This window comes from Citrobacter sp. CK195 (genome assembly GCF_030333365.1).
Classification (GTDB): Bacteria; Pseudomonadota; Gammaproteobacteria; order Enterobacterales; family Enterobacteriaceae; genus Citrobacter_B; species Citrobacter_B koseri.
Genome location: NZ_JAOWGB010000024.1, coordinates 605,529 through 628,522, shown reverse-complemented (window position 1 = coordinate 628,522; position 22,994 = coordinate 605,529). Strand labels below are relative to the sequence as shown.

At 56.7% G+C, this 22,994-nt stretch carries 17 protein-coding genes and 1 pseudogene; 6 read left to right on the top strand and 12 right to left on the bottom strand.

Annotated features, from left to right (window positions below; all coding sequences use genetic code 11):
* The first annotated feature begins 21 nt into the window (after positions 1 to 21).
* Together dapD and OGX93_RS14035 are read left to right on the top strand one after the other, a co-directional pair.
* Complete coding sequence (gene dapD / locus OGX93_RS14040) at positions 22 to 846, top strand: 2,3,4,5-tetrahydropyridine-2,6-dicarboxylate N-succinyltransferase (protein WP_012133993.1); 825 nt, start codon at positions 22 to 24, stop codon at positions 844 to 846.
* Positions 847 to 955: 109 nt separating this feature from the next.
* Complete coding sequence (locus OGX93_RS14035) at positions 956 to 1,342, top strand: DUF3461 family protein (RefSeq protein ID WP_286449855.1); 387 nt, start codon at positions 956 to 958, stop codon at positions 1,340 to 1,342.
* 90 nt (positions 1,343 to 1,432) lie between these two features.
* Here OGX93_RS14035 and cdaR read toward each other — a convergent pair whose 3' ends face one another.
* From cdaR to dgt, 3 genes are all read right to left on the bottom strand, one after another.
* On the bottom strand, positions 1,433 to 2,590 hold the full coding sequence (gene cdaR, locus OGX93_RS14030) for a DNA-binding transcriptional regulator CdaR (protein WP_112001165.1): 1,158 nt from the start codon (positions 2,588 to 2,590) through the stop codon (positions 1,433 to 1,435).
* Between the two features lie 158 nt (positions 2,591 to 2,748).
* Positions 2,749 to 4,170: a serine endoprotease DegP gene (degP, locus tag OGX93_RS14025; RefSeq protein ID WP_012133996.1), complete on the bottom strand. Its 1,422-nt coding sequence runs from the start codon at positions 4,168 to 4,170 to the stop codon at positions 2,749 to 2,751.
* A gap of 132 nt (positions 4,171 to 4,302) precedes the next feature.
* Positions 4,303 to 5,817, bottom strand: a complete 1,515-nt coding sequence (gene dgt, locus OGX93_RS14020) for a dGTPase (RefSeq protein ID WP_012133997.1) — start codon at positions 5,815 to 5,817, stop codon at positions 4,303 to 4,305.
* Between the two features lie 83 nt (positions 5,818 to 5,900).
* Between dgt and mtnN the strand changes: the two genes are divergently transcribed.
* Genes mtnN through OGX93_RS14005 form a run of 3 tightly spaced genes read left to right on the top strand, consistent with a single transcriptional unit; the run spans position 5,901 to position 8,052 of the window.
* A complete protein-coding gene (gene mtnN / locus OGX93_RS14015; RefSeq protein ID WP_012133998.1) occupies positions 5,901 to 6,599 on the top strand; it encodes a 5'-methylthioadenosine/S-adenosylhomocysteine nucleosidase in 699 nt (232 codons plus the stop codon).
* Positions 6,592 to 7,392: a vitamin B12 ABC transporter substrate-binding protein BtuF gene (btuF, locus tag OGX93_RS14010; RefSeq protein WP_286487809.1), complete on the top strand. Its 801-nt coding sequence runs from the start codon at positions 6,592 to 6,594 to the stop codon at positions 7,390 to 7,392. Before mtnN ends, btuF begins: the two co-directional genes overlap by 8 nt.
* A 36-nt stretch (positions 7,393 to 7,428) precedes the next feature.
* Positions 7,429 to 8,052, top strand: a complete 624-nt coding sequence (locus tag OGX93_RS14005; RefSeq protein ID WP_012134000.1) for a TRIC cation channel family protein — start codon at positions 7,429 to 7,431, stop codon at positions 8,050 to 8,052.
* Between the two features lie 105 nt (positions 8,053 to 8,157).
* Here OGX93_RS14005 and erpA read toward each other — a convergent pair whose 3' ends face one another.
* From erpA to clcA, 3 genes and pseudogenes are all read right to left on the bottom strand, one after another.
* Positions 8,158 to 8,502: an iron-sulfur cluster insertion protein ErpA gene (erpA, locus tag OGX93_RS14000; protein ID WP_012134001.1), complete on the bottom strand. Its 345-nt coding sequence runs from the start codon at positions 8,500 to 8,502 to the stop codon at positions 8,158 to 8,160.
* Positions 8,495 to 8,554, bottom strand: a pseudogene (yadW, locus tag OGX93_RS13995) (small protein YadW). The gene erpA and the pseudogene yadW overlap by 8 nt, the downstream one beginning before the upstream one ends.
* Positions 8,555 to 8,582: 28 nt before the next feature.
* The gene (gene clcA, locus OGX93_RS13990) at positions 8,583 to 10,004 is read right to left on the bottom strand and encodes a H(+)/Cl(-) exchange transporter ClcA (protein WP_047458831.1); all 1,422 of its coding nucleotides are present in this window, start codon (positions 10,002 to 10,004) and stop codon (positions 8,583 to 8,585) included.
* 170 nt (positions 10,005 to 10,174) lie between these two features.
* Between clcA and hemL the strand changes: the two genes are divergently transcribed.
* Positions 10,175 to 11,455, top strand: a complete 1,281-nt coding sequence (hemL, locus tag OGX93_RS13985) for a glutamate-1-semialdehyde 2,1-aminomutase (protein WP_112001167.1) — start codon at positions 10,175 to 10,177, stop codon at positions 11,453 to 11,455.
* 70 nt (positions 11,456 to 11,525) lie between these two features.
* On the opposite strand, the gene fhuB is transcribed toward hemL, so the two are convergent.
* The 6 genes from fhuB to hrpB all read right to left on the bottom strand — a co-directional run bounded on the left by fhuB (position 11,526) and on the right by hrpB (position 22,978).
* A complete protein-coding gene (gene fhuB, locus OGX93_RS13980) occupies positions 11,526 to 13,505 on the bottom strand; it encodes a Fe(3+)-hydroxamate ABC transporter permease FhuB (protein WP_286449856.1) in 1,980 nt (659 codons plus the stop codon).
* Positions 13,502 to 14,392 (bottom strand): Fe(3+)-hydroxamate ABC transporter substrate-binding protein FhuD, encoded by an 891-nt coding sequence (gene fhuD / locus OGX93_RS13975; RefSeq protein ID WP_200076018.1) that lies wholly within the window; start codon positions 14,390 to 14,392, stop codon positions 13,502 to 13,504. Before fhuD ends, fhuB begins: the two co-directional genes overlap by 4 nt.
* Positions 14,392 to 15,189 (bottom strand): Fe3+-hydroxamate ABC transporter ATP-binding protein FhuC, encoded by a 798-nt coding sequence (gene fhuC, locus OGX93_RS13970; protein WP_012134007.1) that lies wholly within the window; start codon positions 15,187 to 15,189, stop codon positions 14,392 to 14,394. Before fhuC ends, fhuD begins: the two co-directional genes overlap by 1 nt.
* Positions 15,190 to 15,237: 48 nt before the next feature.
* A complete protein-coding gene (gene fhuA, locus OGX93_RS13965) occupies positions 15,238 to 17,487 on the bottom strand; it encodes a ferrichrome porin FhuA (RefSeq protein WP_153258115.1) in 2,250 nt (749 codons plus the stop codon).
* Between the two features lie 350 nt (positions 17,488 to 17,837).
* Positions 17,838 to 20,378 (bottom strand): bifunctional glycosyl transferase/transpeptidase, encoded by a 2,541-nt coding sequence (mrcB, locus tag OGX93_RS13960; RefSeq protein WP_012134009.1) that lies wholly within the window; start codon positions 20,376 to 20,378, stop codon positions 17,838 to 17,840.
* A 170-nt stretch (positions 20,379 to 20,548) separates the two neighbouring features.
* The gene (gene hrpB, locus OGX93_RS13955) at positions 20,549 to 22,978 is read right to left on the bottom strand and encodes an ATP-dependent helicase HrpB (RefSeq protein ID WP_286449857.1); all 2,430 of its coding nucleotides are present in this window, start codon (positions 22,976 to 22,978) and stop codon (positions 20,549 to 20,551) included.
* Between the last annotated feature and the right edge of the window lie 16 nt (positions 22,979 to 22,994).

Genomic DNA, 22,994 nt, shown 5'->3' with positions numbered 1-22,994 from the left:
TCATATGGAAAGAGTTTAACAATGCAGCAGTTACAGAACGTTATTGAGTCCGCTTTCGAGCGCCGTGCCGACATCACTCCGGCGAATGTAGATACCGTGACCCGCGAAGCGGTTAACCAGGTCATTTCTCTGCTGGATTCCGGTGCGCTGCGTGTGGCAGAAAAGATTGATGGCCAGTGGGTGACTCACCAGTGGCTGAAGAAAGCGGTTCTGCTCTCTTTCCGTATTAACGATAACCAGGTTATCGACGGTGCGGAAAGCCGCTACTTCGATAAAGTACCGATGAAATTCGCCGACTATGACGAAGCGCGCTTCCAGAAAGAAGGCTTCCGCGTAGTGCCGCCTGCCGCTGTGCGTCAGGGCGCGTTTATCGCACGCAACACTGTGCTGATGCCATCCTACGTAAACATCGGCGCATTCGTTGATGAAGGCACGATGGTAGATACCTGGGCGACCGTAGGTTCCTGCGCGCAGATTGGTAAAAACGTACACCTGTCCGGCGGCGTCGGCATTGGCGGCGTACTGGAACCGCTACAGGCAAACCCGACAATCATCGAAGATAACTGCTTCATCGGCGCGCGTTCTGAAGTGGTTGAAGGGGTGATCGTTGAGGAAGGTTCCGTGATCTCTATGGGCGTGTACATCGGTCAAAGCACCCGTATTTACGATCGCGAAACGGGCGAAATCCATTATGGCCGCGTACCGGCAGGCTCCGTTGTGGTTTCCGGCAACCTGCCGTCGAAAGACGGCAAATACAGCCTGTACTGTGCGGTCATCGTGAAAAAAGTTGACGCGAAGACGCGCGGCAAAGTCGGGATCAACGAGCTGTTACGTACCATCGACTAACAATGATTTGAAAAAGCGGGCTGAGCCCGCTTTTTTTACATCTGTGGCTGGCGGAAAGAGAACTTTTCGTTAATTATTCATAGGTTATGTTGAGATGAAGGGTACCGCTATGTATGACAATCTGAAAAGTCTGGGCATTACCAATCCTGAAGAAATCGATCGTTACAGCCTGCGGCAAGAAGCCAACAACGATATCCTGAAAATCTATTTCCAGAAGGATAGAGGCGAGTTCTTTGCCAAAAGCGTAAAGTTCAAATATCCCCGCCAGCGTAAAACCGTCGTCACCGATGGTATCGGACAAGGTTACAAAGAGGTGCAGGAGATCAGTCCTAACCTGCGCTATGTGATCGATGAACTGGATCAGATCTGCCAGCGCGATCGCACGGAAGTCGATCTCAAACGTAAGATCCTGGATGATTTACGTCATCTGGAAAGCGTAGTCGCCAACAAGATCAACGAAATCGAAGCGGATCTGGAAAAACTAACGCGTAAGTAAGCTGTGTGTTGCCGGATGGCGGCGTGTTACGCCTTATCCGGCCTACAGGTAACTCCCGGTAGGCCTGATAAGCGTCGCGCCATCAGGCAATCAATGCTGCTCGTCCAGTTGCAACGCGACATACAGCAACAGCCGATCGTCAAAATTGCCCAAATCCAGCCCCGTCAACTCAGAGATGCGGTTCAGACGGTATTCCAGCGTATTACGGTGAATAAAGAGCGCCTTCGACGTTGCCAGCGGCTGCACGTTATGGCGAAACCACGCGGCCAGCGTCCGGCGTAACAGCCCGTTATTATCCATCGCTTTCAGCTTTGAGAGCGGGCGCGCCAGCTCATTGGCCTGCCAGCCGCCACGCAGGCTGTCCAGCAGCACTGGCAGCATCAAATCCTGGTAAAAGTAGCTGCGTTGCTCCGGCATACGCTGCTTGCCCACCATCATGGTAGTACGCGCAGTGCGCCAGGAGCGGGCGATACTGCCCGGGCCGGTAAAATAGTTCCCCAGTGCGACCCGAAAGCGCAATTGCCCGTTCTCTTTCATCCGGGCAATCAACTGCTCAATACGCTTGCGATGGTCGTCCGCATCCCAGCGCCCAAACTGATTCAGCGCCGGTTTCAGCACCACCATTTCCGTCAAAGAAACGATAGCAATCAAATTGTTGCGTTCAGGCGTCGTTAACGCATTTTGCAGCTGCTGCAACTCCTCCATCGCGCTGTCAACGCCAAGCTGCCCACTGTCCACTTCGACCACGGCAGCCACACGCGGTTGGTTCAGGTCGATACCCAGCCGCTGCGCCCACTCCGTCAACGCTGGCGTATTTTCCTCGGCCTGAATCAGGTTCATCACCAGTTCTTCACGCAGACGGCTGTCCTGAGCCAGCAGATGCATCAGCCGCGACTGCTCCAGCATCATTTCGGCCGTCATACAGACCAGCTCACCGTATTTTCGCAGGTATTGTGGCTCACCGGTTAAACCAATAACGCCGACGATCTCCCCTTCCAGGCGCAACGGCAGGTTGATCCCCTGGCGCACGCCGTGGAGATGCCGCGCCACCGCATCATCAATATCGACCACGCGCCCCTGCGACAGCACCAACAGCGCGCCTTCGTGCAATTCACCAATGCGCTCCCGATCGCCGCTACCGATAATACGCCCACGGGCATCCATTACGTTGATATTGGTATCGATGATGCGCATTGTGCGCGCCACAATATCCTGTGCCATTTTGGTATCAAGATGCCAGCCAGCCATAATCCCCTCCTGTGAGCAGAGCTCAAGCATAGGGAAGATGCTAACCTGCATCATTGTGCATCTGCACAAACTAAAGCAGAGAAGTATGGAGTTGTGGGGGGCCTCACAGAATGTGAGAAATGCCCTTTTCCCGGACAGGAAAAGGGCAAGAGAGGAAATTACTGCATCAGCAGATAGATGGTGCTATCGCCGCGCTGAATATTCAGCGCCAGAACAGAAGGTTTGCTGTCGAGGATTTTACGCAGCTCAGCGATGTTCTTAATCGCCTGCTGGTTGGCTCCCACAATCACATCCCCTTTCTTCAGGCCAATCTGCGCAGCCGGCGTATTCGGCTTCACGTTGCTGACGACAACGCCTTTATCCTGGCCTTTGTTGCTCATTTCCGCGCCTTCAATACCATTGAAGATGGAGCTGGAATCAACCTGATTCTGGCTGCTCTGTTGCAGTTCCAGGTTGACGGTCACCGGCTTGCCATCACGCAGCAGACCAAGGCTGATTTTGCTGCCTACCGGCATCGTACCCACCTGGGCGCGCAGCGCGGCAAAGCTGCTGATCGGCTTACCGTTCAGGGACGTGATCACATCCCCGGCTTTAATACCGGCTTTCGCCGCAGAAGAGTTCGCCATCACCTGGCTGACAAACGCGCCGCGCTGGGCATCGACTTTCATCGCTTTCGCCAGTTCAGAGTTTAGCTCCGTCCCCATGATACCCAACTCACCGCGTTTAACCTGGCCATACTCCACCATCTGGGAGGTCAGGTTTTTCACCATGTTGCTGGGGATAGCAAAACCAATACCGATGTTGCCGCCGTCCGGCGCAAGAATCGCGGTGTTAATCCCGATCAGCTCGCCGTTCAGGTTCACCAGCGCGCCACCGGAGTTACCACGGTTGATGGCGGCATCCGTCTGGATAAAGTTTTCGTAGTTTTCCGCGTTCAGACCGCTACGGCCCAGTGCGGAGACGATACCGGAAGTCACCGTTTCGCCCAGACCAAACGGGTTGCCGATAGCGACGGTATAATCCCCCACGCGCAGCGCATCGGAATCCGCCAGCTTAATGGCCGTCAGATTTTTCGGGTCCTGAATTTGAACCAGCGCGATATCAGAGCGCGGATCTTTACCGACGACCTTAGCGTCAAATTTACGGCCATCACTCAGCTGAACTTTGATGACCGTCGCGTTATCCACCACATGGTTGTTGGTGACGACATAACCTTTTGCGGCATCAATAATGACGCCGGAGCCCAGCGCCATAAATTTCTGTTGCTGACCGCCGCCCTGACCCCCGCCCTGGCAGAACGGAGAACTCTGGAACGGCGAACCGTCCTGGCAGAATGGCGAATCATCGCCAAAGAACTGCTGGAAATTACGCGGCATGCGCGGCGTGTTGACGGTTGTGCTACCTTCCACGTTGATACTCACCACCGATGGCATCACTTTTTCGAGCATCGGTGCCAGACTTGGCATCTGCTGGGCAGTCGTTGCCGAAGACGCCGTCTCAGCCGCCGTTGCAGACAGGGGAGACAGCGCCAAACCTAAACTCAGAGCCAGTGCACTCATTGCTAATGTGGTTTTTTTCATGTGTTTCAATCTCGATTAACAGATAACGCAAAATTGCTGTGTACGTCAGATTCGTTTTATAGCGCGAAGTTCCAGAATAAAGTTTCTGGAAAAAGTAAAAATTTATTGTCCATCTTTACAAAAGCGTATTTATTATTCAACCGCCATCAGACGCCGGTATTCATCCCAGGCGTACAGATCCGTCATCCCGCTGATATAATCCTGGATCAAACGGCAGCGATAATAATATTCCAGCGTGGGGTACTCCGGCGCCTCCGGCGATAATTTACTGACGGCCTCCACGTAAGCCAGGCGATGGCGCGTAGAGAGCTTCTGGAATAAACGAGATTCTATTGGAAAACGCTTCACCCGCTCTTTTTCAACCAGTTCCCTGAAATCGACCAGGGACATACGTAATAACGGTTGGTAAATTTCTAATAACCCGCTGATGACACGATAGCCCTGTAATTCCAGTTGTTCAACATCCGGGTGGCTAAACACATGTTTTATCGCCACATTTTTATATAACTCAAGCAACTGGCTGAAGCTGCTGGCGTCTTCCAGCAGCGCATGATTGAAACTGCCGTCAAAGATTTGCGGCAGGTTATCAATAAAACGCTGAGCCGCGTAGGGCACCAGTTTATTTAGCGTATTCACGCGTAAATACATAAAGAACTGATCTTCCGTACTGCGACTTAGCGAATTTGAGCGAGACTTTTCCCAGGCATTCTCAACAACCTGAGTAAACAGCGACCCTTTTTCATGGTGGCCCCATGCTTCGTAAAGATGGTGATATAACTGCTCAACGCTGAAGATTCTTTTCTCGACGGCATCTTCCAGATCGGCCACGCAATAAGAGATATCATCGGCGGCCTCCATAATCCATGTTAATGGGAAACGGCTGTAAGGCGCTAACGCAAGTTCTTTACGTAACCTCTCAATATACGGCGCTTCAGAGAGATAATACCCCGGCTTTTTCATTAAATAACGGTGCGTCGCGGGCGTTTCTCCTCGCCACCATGCCGGGCGAGTGTATTTTAAAATGCCGCCCACCTGCGCCCAGGTCAGATTCATGCGCATTAATGTATGCACCAGGCGGATGCCCTGCGCGTTGCCCTCGAAATGACATAAATCCTGGCGCACCTTGCGACGAATATCATTCAAAGACTCCTCGCCTTCACGCAGACGCAACGCCGCCACCGCGCAGCGATCGTCGCTAAGCGGCTGGCTTTCCGCATCCGCCGGGTGCAGGCGCTGGCGAAACCAGTCATTGATCGCCGCCTCGCCGAAATGACCAAACGGCGGATTGCCAATGTCATGCATCAGGCAGGACATTTCCACAATGCTCTCAAAGGGGCCGGTCAGTTCATCCAGACCGTATTGTTCCAGCAGCTTTAACTCTTTTAACCGGCTCAGGATCTCTTTCGCGATATAACGCCCGACCTGCTGCACCTCCATAGAATGCGTCAACCGCGTCCGAACGGCGGCGTTACGTTCCAGTGGAAAGACCTGCGTTTTTTGCTGAAGCCGACGGATCGCCGGGGAATTGATGATGCGTCCACGATCGCTTTCAAAGATCCGCAGGATCTCATGTTCGGTCTTCACCCCCTGCGGTGAACGATAACGACGATGCCAGTTAATTTTATTTCGGAAATCGATCTGTGCCATGTCCTCTCCCGCCTGAGAAATGCGCTTCCCCTTAAGCGCATGATAGACTATGCCCTCAAATCTGGCTTATCGCGAGTAAATCTATGAAAATCGGCATCATTGGTGCAATGGAAGAAGAAGTTACGCTGCTGCGTGACAAAATCGAAAACCGTCAGACGATCACCCTGGGCGGTTGTGAAATTTACACCGGCCAACTGAACGGGACCGAGATTGCGCTGCTGAAATCCGGCATCGGTAAAGTCGCGGCGGCGCTGGGCGCAACGTTGCTGCTGGAACGTTGCAAGCCGGATGTCATTATTAATACCGGTTCCGCTGGCGGTCTGGCCCCGACGCTGACAGTCGGCGATATCGTCGTTTCCGATGAAGCGCGTTATCACGATGCCGACGTTACCGCGTTTGGTTATGAATTTGGTCAGCTCCCTGGCTGCCCGGCAGGTTTTAAAGCCGACGACGCGCTGATCGCGGCGGCGGAATCCTGCATCGCAAAACTCAACCTGAATGCGGTTCGCGGACTGATCGTCAGCGGCGACGCTTTCATTAACGGTTCCGTGGGCCTGGCGAAAATCCGCCACAATTTCCCGCAGGCGATTGCCGTGGAAATGGAAGCGACCGCGATCGCGCATGTCTGCCATAACTTCAACGTGCCTTTCGTGGTGGTTCGCGCCATCTCTGATGTGGCCGATCAGCAATCCCACCTCAGTTTTGACGAATTCCTGGCCGTAGCCGCGAAGCAGTCCAGCCTAATGGTTGAAACGCTGGTGCAGAAACTGGCGCATGGCTAAATTATTCTCCAGGGCGCTGGCCGCCCTGCTTTTAGCCCTTCCGCTGTGGCTTTGCGCCGCACCGCGCGTCGTTTCCCTCTCCCCTTCCAACACCGAACTTGCCTTTGCCGCAGGGATCACGCCCGTTGGCGTCAGCAGTTATTCCGACTATCCCCCGCAAGCGAAAAACATCGAAGAAGTCTCCACCTGGCAAGGGATGAATCTGGAACGTATTGTGGCGCTCAAACCCGACCAGGTTATCGCCTGGCGAGGGGGCAATGCTGAACGGCAGGTTAACCAGCTGGCGTCCCTGGGCATTAAAATCATGTGGGTGGATGCCGTAACCATTGAGCAGGTCGCCGACGCACTGCGCCAGCTTGCCGCATGGAGTCCTGAGCCAGAAAAAGCCAGACGCGCGGCGCAAACGCTGCTGGACGAGTATGCCGCGCTAAAGTCGCAGTACGCTGATAAACCGAAAAAACGCGTTTTTCTCCAGTTTGGCGCGAATCCGTTATTCACCAGCGGAAAAGGCTCCATCCAGCACCAGGTTCTGGAGGTCTGCGGCGGAGAAAATATTTTTGCGGGCAGTCGCGTCCCCTGGCCGCAGGTCAGCCGCGAGCAGGTGCTGGCCCGACATCCGCAGGCGATTGTCGTTACCGGCGATGCGGGCGAAATTCCTAAAATAGAACAATACTGGCAAAATCAGCTAAAAATCCCGGTTATACCGCTGAATGGTGACTGGTTTGAACGCGCGAGCCCGCGTATCATCCTCGCCGCAAAACAACTCTGTAATGCGCTTTCACAAGTAGAATAGAACCTGCGCAGTCAGGTTCTCAGTGGGGATTCGATAATGCTCGTCTATTGGCTGGATATTGTAGGCACAGCTGTCTTTGCTATCTCTGGCGTATTGCTGGCCGGAAAGTTGCGTATGGACCCGTTTGGCGTACTGGTATTGGGCGTCGTGACCGCAGTGGGCGGCGGGACGATCCGCGATATGGCGCTGGATAACGGGCCCGTCTTTTGGGTCAAAGATCCGACCGACCTGGTGGTGGCGATGGTCACCAGCATGCTCACTATTTTGCTGGTGCGCCAACCGAGACGATTGCCTAAATGGATGCTTCCCGTGCTGGATGCCGTCGGCCTCGCGGTGTTCGTCGGTATCGGCGTCAATAAGGCGTTCCTTGCCGAAACAGGCCCGCTGGTCGCCATCTGTATGGGCGTGATTACCGGCGTCGGCGGCGGGATTATCCGCGACGTGCTGGCGCGTGAAGTGCCGATGATCTTGCGCACGGAGATTTATGCCACGGCCTGTATTATCGGCGGCATCGTGCATGCGACGGCGTTTTATACCTTTTCCGTGCCGCTGGAAAGCGCCAGTATGATGGGGATGGTTGTGACGTTAATGATTCGTCTGGCCGCAATTCGTTGGCATTTAAAATTACCGACGTTTGCTCTGGATGAGAACGGGCGTTGATTTCACTGCCCGATGGCGCTGACGCTTATCGGGCCTACATTCAGGAACGCAGCAACACGCACCGTAGGCCGGATAAGACGCCCTGCGTCGCCATCCGGCAATACATCAGATACTAAAGGACGAACCACACCCGCAGGTGCTTTTCGCATTCGGGTTGGTAACCACAAAGCGGGAACCTTCCAGACCTTCGGTGTAATCGACAGCGCCGCCTACCAGATATTGCAGGCTCATCGGGTCAACCACCAGGCCAACACCCTGCTTCTCGATGGTCATATCACCTTCGTTCACCTGATCATCAAAGGTAAAACCGTACTGGAAACCGCTGCAACCACCGCCGGTGATATACACACGCAGTTTCAGATTCGGGTTATCTTCGTCAGCGATCAGGCTTTTTACTTTCTTGGCTGCTGCTTCAGTAAATTGCAGTGGCAGCGCTACGTCATCACTCATTTTTTGCTCCAAACGACATTGGCAATTGGGCAAATTATAACCCAATCGTTATGGCATTATCTAATACCCTGGTATTTCATTCAAGTATTCTCACCAGCGGCCGACCGCTGGCTTTTTGCCGCCTGCTCCGCATCCTGTTTCGCCAGCGTGCGCGCAAGGATGGTGGAGTATAGCGGTTTTCCGCCCATAAATTGTGCTAATAGTGTTGCGCCAAGACAGGTAATAATCATTGGCAAAATGAGCTGATAGTTATCGGTCATCTCCAGCACTAACACGATTCCCGTTAAAGGCGCACGCACCGACGCCGCCAGCAACGCGCCCATTCCGGCAATCGCGAATGTTCCGGCCTCCAGATGGTACTGCGGAAAACACGCCGCAGCCGCCATACCAAATGCGGTGCCGAGCAACGTCCCCAGCGCCAGCATTGGCGCAAAAATTCCGCCGGGCGCACCGGATGAGAAACAAAGCAGCGTGGTAAGGACGCGGGCGATAAAAATAAACAGCAGCAGGCCTACGCTGTAATTCCCCGCCGCCGCAATGGGGATCAAATTAAATCCACCACCCGCCGCTTCCGGCTCAATTAAGCCGAGAATACCGCACAGGCCGCCGATCGCGCCGCCCATCAGAACCCACTTTTTGATTTCGCCGCCGTGAAAACGCTGGAACATATCCTGAGTGCGCAATACCAGGTGATTGAACAGCGGCCCGACGCAGCCAAAAATCATACCGAGAATTAAATATAACCATAGCGTATTAACCGGTGCGTTTGAGAGCTTCCCGACCTCAATAATCGGCGCTTCACCGTTAAAAATACGAAACACAATGCTCGACATAATCACGCCCGTAAACACGGCTTTGATCGAAATTAAATTGTAGCGAAACTGCGGGCGCATCTCTTCGATGATAAATAAGATCCCCGCCAGCGGCGCGTTAAAGGCTGCCGATAACCCTGCGGCCGCGCCGGTTGCCAGTAAGGTGTGACGCGCCTCGGCGCTACGCATACGGAAGAGGTCCAGCACCATTCGCCCAATATTGCCCCCGATTTGTACCGTCGGCCCTTCCCGCCCCAGCACCATGCCAGCGCCCAGCGTTCCCATACCGCCCACAAATTTCACCGGCAGCACGCGCCACCAGCGAACAGGACGCAACTCTTCCAGCGCGCCTTCTATTTCCGGGATGCCCGACCCACCGGCTTCCGGCGCAAACTTACGCACCAGAAAATAACCGACCATCGCCAGCAGCGCAGAGAGGATAAAGGCCAGCGGCCAGACCAGAATCGCGTAATCGGCCGTCTGAACGAGCGCGCCGATGCGTAAGTTCTGCACCCAGGTCACGGCTTTCTCAAACGCGACGCCAATAAGACCCGTGACGGTGCCGACCACCGCCGCCGTTAATAAGATGGCCAGCGGCGTTTTATCCCGCTGAAGTAGTCTGCGGATCAGATCCCCGCGCCGTAAGCGCACAACTTGCTGTGCTTCGAAAGTGGGAGTGTCTGTGTTCATCAGATGATCATTAATTGGTAATACAAATACAAAAGCGGCATTGTACCCGCCTGTTTCGGGAAAATCCCCTGTAAATCGTCATGTTTCAAATGCGCAAAATGTTCATAACCTTCTGTGAATAACTTAGAATAAAGGGCATTCACTTTTTCTACGAACCAGGAACCCCATCCATGAGCAAGTCTGAAAACCTCTACAGCGCAGCGCGCGAGCTTATCCCCGGCGGCGTCAACTCCCCTGTTCGCGCCTTCACTGGCGTGGGCGGCACCCCGCTGTTTATCGAAAAAGCAGACGGCGCGTATCTGTATGATGTCGATGGCAAAGCGTACATCGATTACGTCGGCTCCTGGGGTCCGATGGTGCTGGGCCATAACCACCCCGCCATCCGTAATGCAGTGATTGAAGCCGCTGCGCGCGGGCTGAGCTTCGGCGCGCCGACCGAGATGGAAGTTAAAATGGCGGAGCTGGTCACCGAACTGGTGCCGACTATGGACATGGTGCGGATGGTGAACTCCGGCACCGAAGCCACAATGAGTGCGATTCGCCTGGCGCGCGGCTTCACCGGTCGCGACAAGATCATCAAATTTGAAGGCTGCTACCACGGCCACGCCGACTGCCTGCTGGTGAAAGCGGGTTCCGGCGCACTGACGCTGGGCCAGCCGAACTCACCGGGCGTTCCGGCTGATTTCGCCAGACATACCCTGACCTGCACCTATAACGATCTGGCTTCTGTACGCGCGGCGTTCGAGCAATATCCGCAAGAGATTGCCTGTATTATCGTCGAGCCGGTGGCGGGCAATATGAACTGCATCCCTCCGCTGCCGGAATTCCTGCCGGGCCTGCGCGCTCTGTGCGACGAATTCGGCGCGCTGCTGATCATCGACGAAGTGATGACCGGTTTCCGCGTGGCGCTGGCGGGCGCACAGGATTATTACGGCGTAGTGCCGGATCTGACCTGTCTGGGCAAAATCATCGGCGGCGGTATGCCAGTAGGCGCATTTGGCGGACGCCGCGATGTGATGGACGCACTGGCGCCGACTGGCCCGGTTTACCAGGCGGGAACGCTTTCCGGCAACCCGATTGCCATGGCGGCGGGTTTCGCCTGCCTGACCGAAGTCGCCCAGCCGGGGATTCACGAGACGCTGGACGAACTGACGACCCGACTGGCAGAAGGCCTGCTGGACGCCGCGCAGGAAGCCGATATTCCACTGGTGGTGAATCACGTCGGCGGTATGTTCGGCATCTTCTTTACCGACGCGGAATCCGTAAACTGCTATCAGGATGTAATGGCATGCGACGTTGAGCGCTTCAAACGTTTCTTCCACATGATGCTGGATGAAGGCGTTTACCTGGCGCCGTCCGCCTTCGAGGCAGGCTTTATGTCCGTGGCGCACAGCATGGACGATATCAACAACACCATTGATGCCGCACGTCGGGTATTTGCGAAACTGTAAATCGTCATTGCCGGGTGGCGCTTACGCTTACCCGGCCTACATATGGCGCCGTAGGCCGGATAAAGCACCATTACCGGCTCTGCTTACGTAACAGATAAATAAAATACGGCGCGCCGATAAACGTCGAGAGCAATCCCGCCGGGATCTGATACGGGAACAACACCATTCTGCCGCACCAGTCGGCGAAAACCAGCAGTATTCCCCCCGCCAGCGCCGACATAATCACATGCGGCATCGTGCGGCGAAAACCGAGCATCCGCGCGATATGCGGTGCCATCAGCCCAACGAAGCTCAGCGGCCCAATGGTCATCGTCGCGGTCGCCGTCAGACAGGCCGCCAGCAACAACAGCCCAACACGCGATGGCGTCAACGCGATACCCACCGCCCGCGCCGTCTCGCCGCCCAGCGGTAAAATGGTTAACCAGCGACGACACAGCGGCGTAATCGCCAACAGAATCACCATCACAATGCCGGTGCGTACCACCTGTTCTTCCGATGCGTTGTAGGTCGAACCGGAGATCCAGGTCAGCACTCCCGCCATGCGCGGATCGCCGCTCGCCTGTAACATCATCAACAGCATCGTAAACGCCGTACTGAGCGCCATCCCCGCCAGCAGCATACGGTGCGGAGAAAAGCCCCCGCGTCCTGCCGCGACCATGATGATCAGCAACGTCGCCGCCGCGCCGATGCTCCCGGCAGGCAGCAACCAGCCAAAGGCGTTACCCGGCACCAGGAACAGCATCAGCACCACGCCGAACGCCGCGCCGGAGCTGATACCCAGCACTTCCGGGCTGGCCATCGGGTTTCCGGTCAGGCGTTGAATAATGCCCCCCGCCACCGCCAGCATCACGCCCGCAATTAATGCCGCCAGAATACGCGGCCAGCGCCAGGGCATCAGTTCATCCAGCAGCGCGCCGCTCGCCCAGTTCCAGCCGTGCGCGTCACGGCCAAAAGAGAGCGCCACGAACACCGCTAACAGCAGCACGACACCGCCTGCCAGCGCAAAACTCAACACATGCTGGCGTTCCGCCGCTACGCGGTCACTGGCGTTCATTGCCGGCGCGCTCATGCTGCGCAGACGCGGCAGCAGCCACAGCAACAGCGGCGCGCCAATCAGCGCCGTCACGGAACCCGTGGAGACCTCCATCCAGACGCGGGTCAGCCACAAAATGGTCTGATCGGAAAGCCAGAGGATCAGCGCGCCAATCAGCGGCGCCAGCATCAGGCGCGCCAGTAAGCGACGCGCCCCAAGCATTTTCGCCAACAGCGGGGCGAACAGGCCGATAAAGCCGATAATCCCAACGGCGTTAACCAGCATCGCGCTGAGCACGATCGCCAGCGATAAAGCCGCCAGACGCGCCAGCGACAAGGCCAGCCCCAGATTGCGCGCTACGCCGTCATCCAGCCCCATCAGGGTCATCGGACGCAGCAATAGCAAGGTGAGCATCACGCCGCCCAGCAACTGCGGCCACAGCCTCTGCACCCCGCTCCAGTCGGTTTGCGTCAGCGTTCCGGTGCTCCACAGGAACATGCTTTGCAACTGGTCGTGGTGGAAAATCACCATCAGCTGGTTAATCGCCCCGCAATACAGGCTCACCACCAGACCGGCGAGAATCAGCGTAACCGGTGACAGGCGTTTTCCCCAGGCGACGCCAAACACCAGCGCCCCCACCACGCACGCGCCTGCCAGCGCCGCAAATTGCGTGGCCATCGCGCCGGGAATCGCCCATAGCGTCGTTAGCGTAATCCCGAGCTGCGCCCCTGTCGCCACGCCGAGCGTCGTTGGCTCCGCCAGCGGGTTACGCAGCACCTGCTGGAACAATACGCCCACCAGCCCAAGTCCGGCCCCGACCAGCAAGGCGATCGCCAGGCGTGGCAGCAGGCTATAGTGGAAAATCATTTGCTCAATGCTGTCGATATCCGGCGACCAGAACGCTTGCTGCCACTGGCTGCGCGGCAATGCGATGGAGAAGTTAAACCAGGTCAACCAGGCGGCGATAAATAACACCGCCAGCAGCAACGCCGGAAATAGCGCAATACGTCGACTCACGCTTTACCTCCCAGCGCATTATCCAGAATGCGCACGAAACGCATGCTCGACAGCGTCGCGCCATAAAACCAGACGGCAGGCACGCGCTGAAAACGTCCGGCGCGCACAAACGGCATCGCCTGCCACAGCGGCGTCGCCATCAGCGCAGCCATATCCGGGTTATTGCCGTGATCAAAACAGAGGACGTCAGCGTCTTTATAGGCCGCCAGCCGGTCGATACCAACCGCAGTGCTGCCCCAGAAATTGGTTTCCCCCTGCCAGGCATTGCGAATGCCGAACGCGTCCAGCGTCTCCTGGAATAAGCAGTTCGGGCCGAAAACCAGCATATGGCGCGGATCGAGCAACGTCATCAGCAGCAGAGGCCGGTCGCCACGCCGGGCAAAGCGCGGTTTCTGGCTGTCGATAAAGCTATCGTATTCCGCCAGATGGCGGCTGGCCGCAGACTCAAGATTAAGCAGTTGCGCCATTTCAATTAACGACTGACGCGCTACCGCTAACGGCTTTTTGCCGTCGCTGAAGCTAAAGCCGCGCCCCGGCGCGATACGCGCCAGCTTTTCAGGCGAAGGGCCATAGCCTGCCGACCAGACCATAAATGAGGGCTTCATTTCGGTCAGCAGTTCCAGATTAGGTTCGGTACGCAGCCCAACGTCAATGACCGACTCCGGCAATGCCGGCTCGTTAACCCACAGGCGATAATTGGGAATATCCGCCACGCCGTAAGGCATGATGCCGAGCGCTAACAGCAGCTCTACCGGCAACCACTCCAGGGCGACAATACGATGAGGATCGACGGTTGCGGCCCGGGCTTGCCCCATTTGCCAGAGCAGAGGAGAAAGCGCCATCGCCGTTAACAATCGACGTCGGGTAATAAAATGTAAACCGCTCATTAATAGACAAAACTCACGGGTGCGGCGCCAGCCGGATGCGGCAAAATGCCCATCGGGATGCCATAAATCAGCTCCAGCGTTTCACCACGCATCAACTCTGCTGGCGTTCCCTGGGCAATCATTTCGCCACCGCGCAGCGCCACCAGATAATCACAGTAGCGGGCCGCCATGTTGATGTCGTGCAAAACAGCAATCACCGTCAGCCCACGCTGCTGGCTTAAGCGGTGCACCAGCGCCAGCACATCAACCTGATGCGCGATATCCAGCGCGGAGGTGGGTTCGTCGAGTAGCAGGCAGCGGCTATCCTGGGCCACCAGCATGGCGATCCACGCCCGCTGACGCTCCCCGCCGGAGAGGCTGTCTACCAGACGGTGCGCCAGTGGTTTTAGTCCCACCAGCGTAATCGCCTCTTCCACTTTTTCTCTGTCGGTTACGCCAAAACGACCCAGCGCGCCGTGCCACGGATAACGCCCAATCGCCACCAGCTCGCGCACCGTCATCCCTTCCGCCTGCGGAAGTTGCTGCGGCAGATAGGCGACCTTGCGGGCAAACGCTTTACTGTTCCAGCTGTTCAACGGCTGATCGTCGAGCAACACGTCGCCTTCCGACGGCGGTTGATGCCGCCCCAGCATTTTCAGTAAGGTTGATTTACCTGAACCGTTGTGACCAATAAGCCCGGTAACTTTACCCACCGGAAAGGTCAGCGAAAGAGGATGCAGAAGCGTGCGGCCAGGCACACGAAAGGAGACATTACGTAGGGCGAAAGTCGTGTCGGGACGGGTTATGTTTTCCTGCATAGCGGCCAACTTGTAAAGCGGGCACGGCGAACCGTGCCCAAAGAGAAATTAGAAACGGAAGGTTGCGGTTGCAACGACCTGACGCTCCGCGCCCCAGAAGCAGCCATAGGTGTTAAAGCAGCTTGCGACGTACTCACGGTCAAACAAGTTGTTCACATGCAGCGCCACGTTAGACCCAGCCATACCAACGCGCGCCAGATCGTAACGTACTAACGCATCCACCAGCGTATAGCTCCCCACTTTGAAGGAGTTTGCCGGGTCGCCATAGCTGGAGCCAGTATAACGAACACCCGTACCCAACGTCAGCCCGGAAAGCGCGCCGTCATAGAGGGTGTAATCACCCCACAATGATGCCATATGTTTAGGCACCTGAGCAGGCGTGTTGCCTTTGTAGTTGGTGTCGGTAGTGTATTCCGCATCGGTATAGGTATAAGAACCAACCACGTTGACGCTTGCAGACAGCGCGGCTTTCGCTTCAATTTCCACACCACGTGAACGAATTTCACCGCCTTCAACTGACCAGAACGATCCATTCGGGTCGGCCATCAGATTGTTGGTTTTGGTGAGCTGATACACTGCACCGGTAATCACGATCGGACGATCGCTCGGCACGTATTTCACGCCAGCTTCGTACTGCTTACCTTTGGATGGAGCAAAGATATTACCGCTTTCCCCCGTCTGCGAAGCCGGTTCAAACGACTCGCTATAGCTGAAATACGGGGTCACGCCATTGTCGAACAGGTAGTTAACACCGCCACGCCAGGTGAACTGTTTGTCGTCGCGCTTATCGGTAGTACCGTAAACACGGTTGAAGGACTCCTGGTCAGCCCAGTCATAACGACCACCCAGAGTAACCAGCACCTTATCCCATTGCATCTGATCCTGCACGTACAAGCCAGTTTGCTTCTGCTTATTCAGCACTTTGTAAGGGCCTGAAGGGCCAGGATGTGAGCCAAAATCGAAGTCACTGCGATCAAGGTTATAGATGTCGGACGGCGTTACAGAACCAGCATAGCCAAACCAGGAGTCAATATCGTTACGCATACGCATAAAGTCAACGCCGGTCAGCAGCGTGTGATCCACATCGGCCGTTGCAAACTTGCTTTGCAGTTGGGTATCGACAGCGAAGTTCTGCAATTTCTCATTATCGATAACGTACTGACGAGTCAGCGTATGACCCCAATCTGACTGAGGAACGCTGGCGCAAGGACTATTAGCCGGATCCTTTGTATAGAGCGGATCGGAGCACATACCGTAGCCATACACGCTATTCTGCGAGACTTTATTTTGCGCGTAACGCAGATTCTGACGCACGGTAAAGGTGTCGTTAAATTCGTGGTCGAAGCTGTAGCCCACCATCTTCTCGTTACGAGAATAGGTATTGTTGTTCGCACCTTCGTTGAAATCGGTAGAGAGACGCTTACCGTTCGGTAACTTAGTCACTGTCCCTTCTTTCGGCAGCCAGCCGTAATAACCTGTTTCCGGTTCATTCTGGAAATAAGACAAGAAGGTAAAGTTGGTTTTATCATTCGGACGCCAGCTGAAAGATGGCGCGATGGCATAACGCTGCTCTTCCGCACCTTGCTGCTGGGCATTCGCAGAACGCGCAAGGCCGGTTAAGCGATAAGAGTAAACACCATCGTCATCCAGAGCATCACTAAAGTCAAAACCGGTCTGGAACAGGCTGTCGGTGCCCATCTTGAACTGAACTTCTTTCAGCGGTTCCGTGGTTGGACGCTTGCTGACCATGTTCAACAAACCACCAGGGTTGCTTTTTCCGTAGAGAACGGAAACCGGGCCGCGCATGACTTCAGCGCGCTCCAGCATATAAGGGTCAATCACCGCATCATTGTAAAAGTTACCCTGCATCTTCAGGCCATTCAGATAGTTGTTCTGACTTTGGCCGTCAGCGGCGAAACCGCGGATGATCAGGTAATCATAAGTGTTAGACGCGCCACGGGTGCCCACGGCAACACCAGGAGTGTAGCTGAGCGCCTCTTTCACAGATTTAGGCTGATGCAGCGCCATCTCCTCGGCAGTTACCACAGAAATAGACTGTGGCACCTTTTGAATGGGGGTATCCGTTTTGGTCGCTGTGGCGGATTGTCTGGCCGCGATGGTCGCCGCCGGCCCCCAGGCACTTTCCTGCTGGGCAGGTGCAGCGGTTACGGTGATAGTTTCTTCTTTCGGTTCAACCGCCGCCTGTGCATAGACAGACATGCCGCTAACCGCTGTGGCTACTACGACTGCGATTTTACGCAGCGAAGAGTTTGGCTGAGCAGTTTTAAGACGCGCCATTGGTATATCTCTAATGAAAAGTGAATGATAACGTAAACGAGAATTATTCTTATGACCGCAGCATAATATTCGAAACGTTGGCGCGATAGCAAGCAATACGCGCCCCTATCAAAACTAAGGGGTTAAGAAATAACCAGATGAAAAGGAAGGGTTAATGATTTAGGCTGGAATGTTATTCTGCGGAAATTTGCCGGATGGCGGCGCTGACGCGCCTTATCCGGCCTACGGTTCGCGCCTGTTTTTGCCATCTTGCCGGATGGCGGCGCTGGCGCGCCTTATCCGGCCTACAAGATCCAATGCGTTTATTGGTTCTGTAGGCCTGATAAGCGCAGCGCCATCAGGCACAACGGTTAGTTACTACCAAACATATCCTTGATCCACCCCGCCACGCCGTCGCTGTCTTTCTTCTCCTGCTGCGCCGGTTGCTGCTGTTGAGGCTGCTGTTGCTGCGAAGAAGACTGATCGAACGGATTCCCGGTCGGCTGCTGCTGTTGCATCATTTCGCCCTGCTGGCACAGCGCGTCCGGGTCGGTCGTCCAGACCGGCAGCGCACGCATTCCACCGCTACAGACGAAATTACCGTCGTAATCAACGCCCATATCCACCACATCTTCCGGCGGCGTCAGCGTCAGCGGCGTTGGCGTTTGGTTCGCCAGATAACGCTGATAAATCGACATCGCGCCGCTGGCGCCGTACAGTTTCGTCGGCTGGTTATTATCGCGACCCACCCAGGTAATCGTCACCTGGCTGCCATCAATCCCTGCAAACCAGGTATCGACGTTGTTGTTGGTGGTTCCGGTTTTACCCGCCAGATGCAGGCCCGGATATTTCGCGCCCAGTTGACGCCCGGTGCCGCGCTGCACAACCTGCTGCATCGTCCACAACGTCATATACGCCGCCTGCGCCGGAACCGCGCGCTCAGCCTGCGGGAAGCTCTGATACAGCACCGTACCGTCTTCCGCAATCACCGAACGCAATGCTGACAACGGCGCCCGGTTGCCGCCGCTGGCGATGGTCTGGAACGCTTGCGCCACTTCGATTGGCGTCAGGTTCAGCGCCCCCAGCAGCATGGCCGGAACCGGATGCAGCTGATCTTTCGGCACGCCCAGCTTCATCCAGGTATCGGTGACGGCAGGAAGTCCCAGCGCCATCCCCAGATTCACCGTCGGCACGTTCATGGAGCGCGTCAGCGCGTCCACCAGCATCACTTTGCCACTTTCGCTGTAACGACGGTCATCGTTCTGCGGAGACCAGACCTGCCCGTTCGGCTGACGAAGCGCGATCGGCGCGTCGGCAATCCAGGTGTTCAGACGATACAGCTTCGGCTGGCTTAACGCCGTCAGATAGGTCGCCGGTTTTGCCAGAGAGCCGATAGAACGGCGCGCCTGCATCGCACGGTTGTACCCGGCGAACTGCGGCTCCGCCCCGCCGACCATCGCACGCACCTCGCCGCTGAAGCGGTCTACCACCACAATCGCGGTTTCCAGATCGCTCAGATTACGCTGTTTCTTCAGCGCCGGAATGCCCTCAACGGCCGCTTTTTCAGCCGCATCCTGCGCCACGGAATCAAAAGTGGTGAAGATCTTCACGCCAGAAAGGTCTTTCACTTTGTCGCCGAGCTTCGCCTGCAACTCCTGACGCACCATCTGCATAAAGGCTGGCTGTGGCGAGATCACCCCGCCGCGCGGCTGCACGCCCAGCGGACGCGCGCTCAGCATGTCGTACAGTTCCTGGTCGATTACCTGCTGTTGTTGCAGCAGACGCAGTACCAGATTACGACGCTCCAGCGCCAGTTTCGGGTTACGCCACGGGTTGTAGATTGACGCCCCTTTCACCATCCCCACCAGCAGCGCCTGCTGATCGAGGCTCAACTCTTCGACCGGGCGGCCAAAGTAGTACAGGCTCGCCAGCGGGAAGCCGCGAATCTCGTTATCGCCGCTCTGGCCGAGATAGACTTCGTTCATGTACAACTCAAGGATCCTGTCCTTGCTGTAGCGCGCATCCATCAGCAGCGCCATGTAAGCTTCGTTCGCTTTACGCCAGTAGGAGCGTTCGCTGGTGAGGAACAGGTTTTTCACCAGCTGTTGCGTCAGCGTACTCGCCCCCTGAACCGTGCGCCCGGCGGTAAGGTTCGCCAGCACCGCACGACCGATGGAATACAGGCTAACGCCATCGTGCTCATAGAAATGACGGTCTTCCGTCGCCAGCAGCGTATCCACCAGCAGATCCGGGAAACCGCTGCGCGGCACGAACAGGCGCTGTTCGCCATTCGGCGAAGAGAGCATGGTGATCAGGCGCGGATCGAGACGGAAGAAACCAAACTGGCGGTTGTTATCCATATTCACGATCGTATCCAGGTGGCCGCCGTCAAAGGTCAGACGCGCACGCACCTGCCCTTCTTTGCTGTCCGGGAAGTCAAACGGACGGCGGATCATCTCGATGCTGTTCGCCTGCACGGTAAACTCGCCGGGACGCGTCATTTTCGTCACCTGACGGTACTGGGTGGCCTCCAGCAATTTCACCATTTCATTCTTGCTGACGGGCATTTCCGGCTCAAGGTTAACCATCCGGCCATATACCGCCGCAGGAAGCTGCCAGACTTTGCCATCAATACGGCTACGGATTTTTTGATCCAGATAGACGCCGTAGATCGCAATCAGCACGACAAAAACAATCGACAGTTTTAGCAGTAGCCAGAGCCAGCCACGCTTGCCACGAGGCTTACGCCCTTTGCCCTTACCGTTACGCGGCATCGGTTCTTCATCCTCATAGTCATCATCATAATCGTCGTCGTACTCTTCATCTCTGAGTCGACGACGGCTTACCTTTTGTTTCACCGGACGCGGTGGTTTCCCTTTGCGTCCAATTGGCTCGCGGTCATTCCCGGCCATGCTTTTTCTCCGCAACATACAGGCGCAAAGGCCCGATTCTCTGTTCTTCCGTCAGTCGACAGAAGAAGAAATCTCTCAATTTTCTGCCATGTTTATGCCGGATGGCGGCTTCGCCTTATCCGGCCTACATTTGAGCGAGCAGGCCTGATAAGCACAGCGCCATCCGGCAGTCATGAATACTTCTTCGTGCGCCGCGTTGGCGCGGTATTCGCCGGATCGTCCGGCCAGACATGTTTGGGATAACGCCCTTTCATCTCTTTTTGTACCTCGCGGTACGCTCCCTGCCAGAACGCGCTTAAATCGCGCGTAATCTGTAGCGGGCGTTGAGCCGGTGAGAGCAACTCCAGCACCAGCGGCACGCGCCCCTGCGCGATAGCAGGCGTATTCGCTTCGCCAAACATCTCCTGCATTCTGACCGCCAGCGCTGGCGGGTTATCTTCGTGATAACGAATGGCTATCCGGCTTCCCGTCGGCACAGTGTAATGCGCGGGCAGCTCACTATCCAGACGTTGCAGCATAGACCAGTCCAGCAGGCCACGTAACGCCTGGGTAATATTCAGGGCTTTCAGGGCGCGCAGCGTATGAACGCCCGTCATGTGCGGCAGCAGCCAGCTTTCCAGCGTCGCCAGAAGAGAAGCGTCATCAACGGCGGGCCAGTCGTACTCCGGCAACCATTGCGCCGCGCACAGCAGACGCAGGCGGAACTGTTCAGCCTCCGGCGTCCAGTTGAGCACACTTAGCCCTTTATCGCGAATGCCATTGAGCATCGCCTGGTGCAGTTCCTCTTCCGAAGGCTTAGCCAGCGGCTGAACTTTTACCGTCAGTTGCCCGATGCGCATTCGGCGCAGCGCCTTTAACGTTCCCTGCGCGTCGTCCCACTCTACCGTGTCGGACTGCTGCAACAGCGCCGGACATGCCTGAATAAGCGCCTCAATATCCAGCGGTAAAGCCAGCAGAATACGGGCATCCGGCGACGCGCTCCCCTGCAACAGCAACGGTGCGATAAGCCACTCATGGCGACCCAGCGCGTCATCGGCGTCGAGCACCGCGCCCATGCCATTCGCCAGTTGATAGCGCCCTTCCTGACCGCGTCGACGCGCGATACGATCGGCAAACGCCTGCGCAAGCAGCGGCGCCAGCATCGTGCCGTCCACTTCGCCGCCTCGCCCGTTGAGCCGTTTCAGGAGCTGCTGGCTACGCTGCTGCCAGCCCGGTTGCTGGCGCGAAAACGCCACGCTGAGGTCGGTATTGCCCGCGCGCGGCGGTTCCTCCAGAATCGCCGCCAGTTTCGCCGCTGTCGCCTTTTCGCTGTCATTACCGGCGCTGACCAGCATCGCCGCCAGACGGGGGTCGTTGCCAAGCCGCGCCATTTTCTGCCCCGTCGCGCTCAGCCGCTCGCCATCCAGCGCATTCAGCATCTGCAACAGCCGCCGGGCGGCCTGCACGCTGGCGGCCGGGGGAAGGTCCAGCCAGTTGAGCTGCGCGGGATCGCTGCATCCCCATTGCAACAGCTCCAGCAATAAACCGGACAGATCGCTTTGTAAAATCTCCGGCTCGCTTTGCGCCGCCACCCTTTCCGCCTGCTCTTTCGCCAGCAGGTGAACACACACTCCCGGTTCCAGACGCCCGGCGCGTCCGGCTCGCTGCGTCATGGAGGCCTGACTGACGCGCTGGGTAATCAGCCGCGTCAGGCCGGTTCGCACGTCATAGCGCGCCACGCGCTCCTGCGCGCTGTCCACCACCAGACGGATACCCTCGATGGTTAAACTGGTTTCGGCAATATTGGTCGCCAGCACGACTTTGCGCATCCCGCGCGGCGCAGGCAGTATCGCTTTACGCTGCGCCTCCAGAGACAACGCGCCATACAGCGGGCATAACAGCACATCATCCGCCACGCGCGCGGCCAGGTGTTCCTGTACGCGCAGGATTTCCCCAACGCCCGGTAAAAACAGCAGCAGAGAGCCGGTTTCGTGACGCAGCAAATCTGCCGTGGCGATGGCCACCGCCTCATCAAAACGCAGTTGGGCCGGAAGTGACTGGTAGCGACGCTCAACGGGCCAGGCACGCCCCTCAGACACCACCTGCGGCGCATCAGGAAGGCGCTGTTGCAGCTTCCCGTTGTCCAGCGTCGCAGACATGATCAGCAGTTTCAGATCGTCACGCAGCCCTTGCTGCACGTCCAGCAGCAGGGCCAGCGCCAGATCCGCCTGCAAACTACGCTCATGAAATTCATCGAGGATCACCAGCCCGATGCCGTTCAGCTCGGGATCGCGCTGAATCATTCTTGTCAGCACCCCTTCCGTCACTACTTCAAGCCGCGTCTGCGGGCCAACACAGCTTTGCGCGCGCATCCGATAACCGACCGTCTCGCCGGGCTTCTCGTTCAGGAGTTCCGCCAGCCGCTGCGCCACATTGCGTGCCGCCAGGCGGCGCGGCTCCAGCAGGATAATCCGCCCCTGAATGCCTTTATGCGTCAGAAACTGCAACGGCAGCCAGGTCGATTTCCCCGCGCCGGTTGGGGCGGTGAGCAAAACCTGGGGCGCGCTTTCAAGCGCGGCAAGTAATTCGGGCAGTACGGCGGCAACGGGCAACGACGTCACAAATGGCTCCAGAGGG

Excerpts from the sequence above, each read along its gene's own strand:
- dapD (WP_012133993.1), top strand. The coding sequence starts at position 22 with ATGCAGCAGTTACAGAACGTTATTGAGTCCGCTTTCGAGCGCCGTGCC.
- OGX93_RS14035 (WP_286449855.1), top strand. The coding sequence starts at position 956 with ATGTATGACAATCTGAAAAGTCTGGGCATTACCAATCCTGAAGAAATC.
- cdaR (WP_112001165.1), bottom strand. The coding sequence starts at position 2,590 with ATGGCTGGCTGGCATCTTGATACCAAAATGGCACAGGATATTGTGGCG.
- degP (WP_012133996.1), bottom strand. The coding sequence starts at position 4,170 with ATGAAAAAAACCACATTAGCAATGAGTGCACTGGCTCTGAGTTTAGGT.
- dgt (WP_012133997.1), bottom strand. The coding sequence starts at position 5,817 with ATGGCACAGATCGATTTCCGAAATAAAATTAACTGGCATCGTCGTTAT.
- mtnN (WP_012133998.1), top strand. The coding sequence starts at position 5,901 with ATGAAAATCGGCATCATTGGTGCAATGGAAGAAGAAGTTACGCTGCTG.
- btuF (WP_286487809.1), top strand. The coding sequence starts at position 6,592 with ATGGCTAAATTATTCTCCAGGGCGCTGGCCGCCCTGCTTTTAGCCCTT.
- OGX93_RS14005 (WP_012134000.1), top strand. The coding sequence starts at position 7,429 with ATGCTCGTCTATTGGCTGGATATTGTAGGCACAGCTGTCTTTGCTATC.
- erpA (WP_012134001.1), bottom strand. The coding sequence starts at position 8,502 with ATGAGTGATGACGTAGCGCTGCCACTGCAATTTACTGAAGCAGCAGCC.
- clcA (WP_047458831.1), bottom strand. The coding sequence starts at position 10,004 with ATGAACACAGACACTCCCACTTTCGAAGCACAGCAAGTTGTGCGCTTA.
- hemL (WP_112001167.1), top strand. The coding sequence starts at position 10,175 with ATGAGCAAGTCTGAAAACCTCTACAGCGCAGCGCGCGAGCTTATCCCC.
- fhuD (WP_200076018.1), bottom strand. The coding sequence starts at position 14,392 with ATGAGCGGTTTACATTTTATTACCCGACGTCGATTGTTAACGGCGATG.
- fhuC (WP_012134007.1), bottom strand. The coding sequence starts at position 15,189 with ATGCAGGAAAACATAACCCGTCCCGACACGACTTTCGCCCTACGTAAT.
- fhuA (WP_153258115.1), bottom strand. The coding sequence starts at position 17,487 with ATGGCGCGTCTTAAAACTGCTCAGCCAAACTCTTCGCTGCGTAAAATC.
- mrcB (WP_012134009.1), bottom strand. The coding sequence starts at position 20,378 with ATGGCCGGGAATGACCGCGAGCCAATTGGACGCAAAGGGAAACCACCG.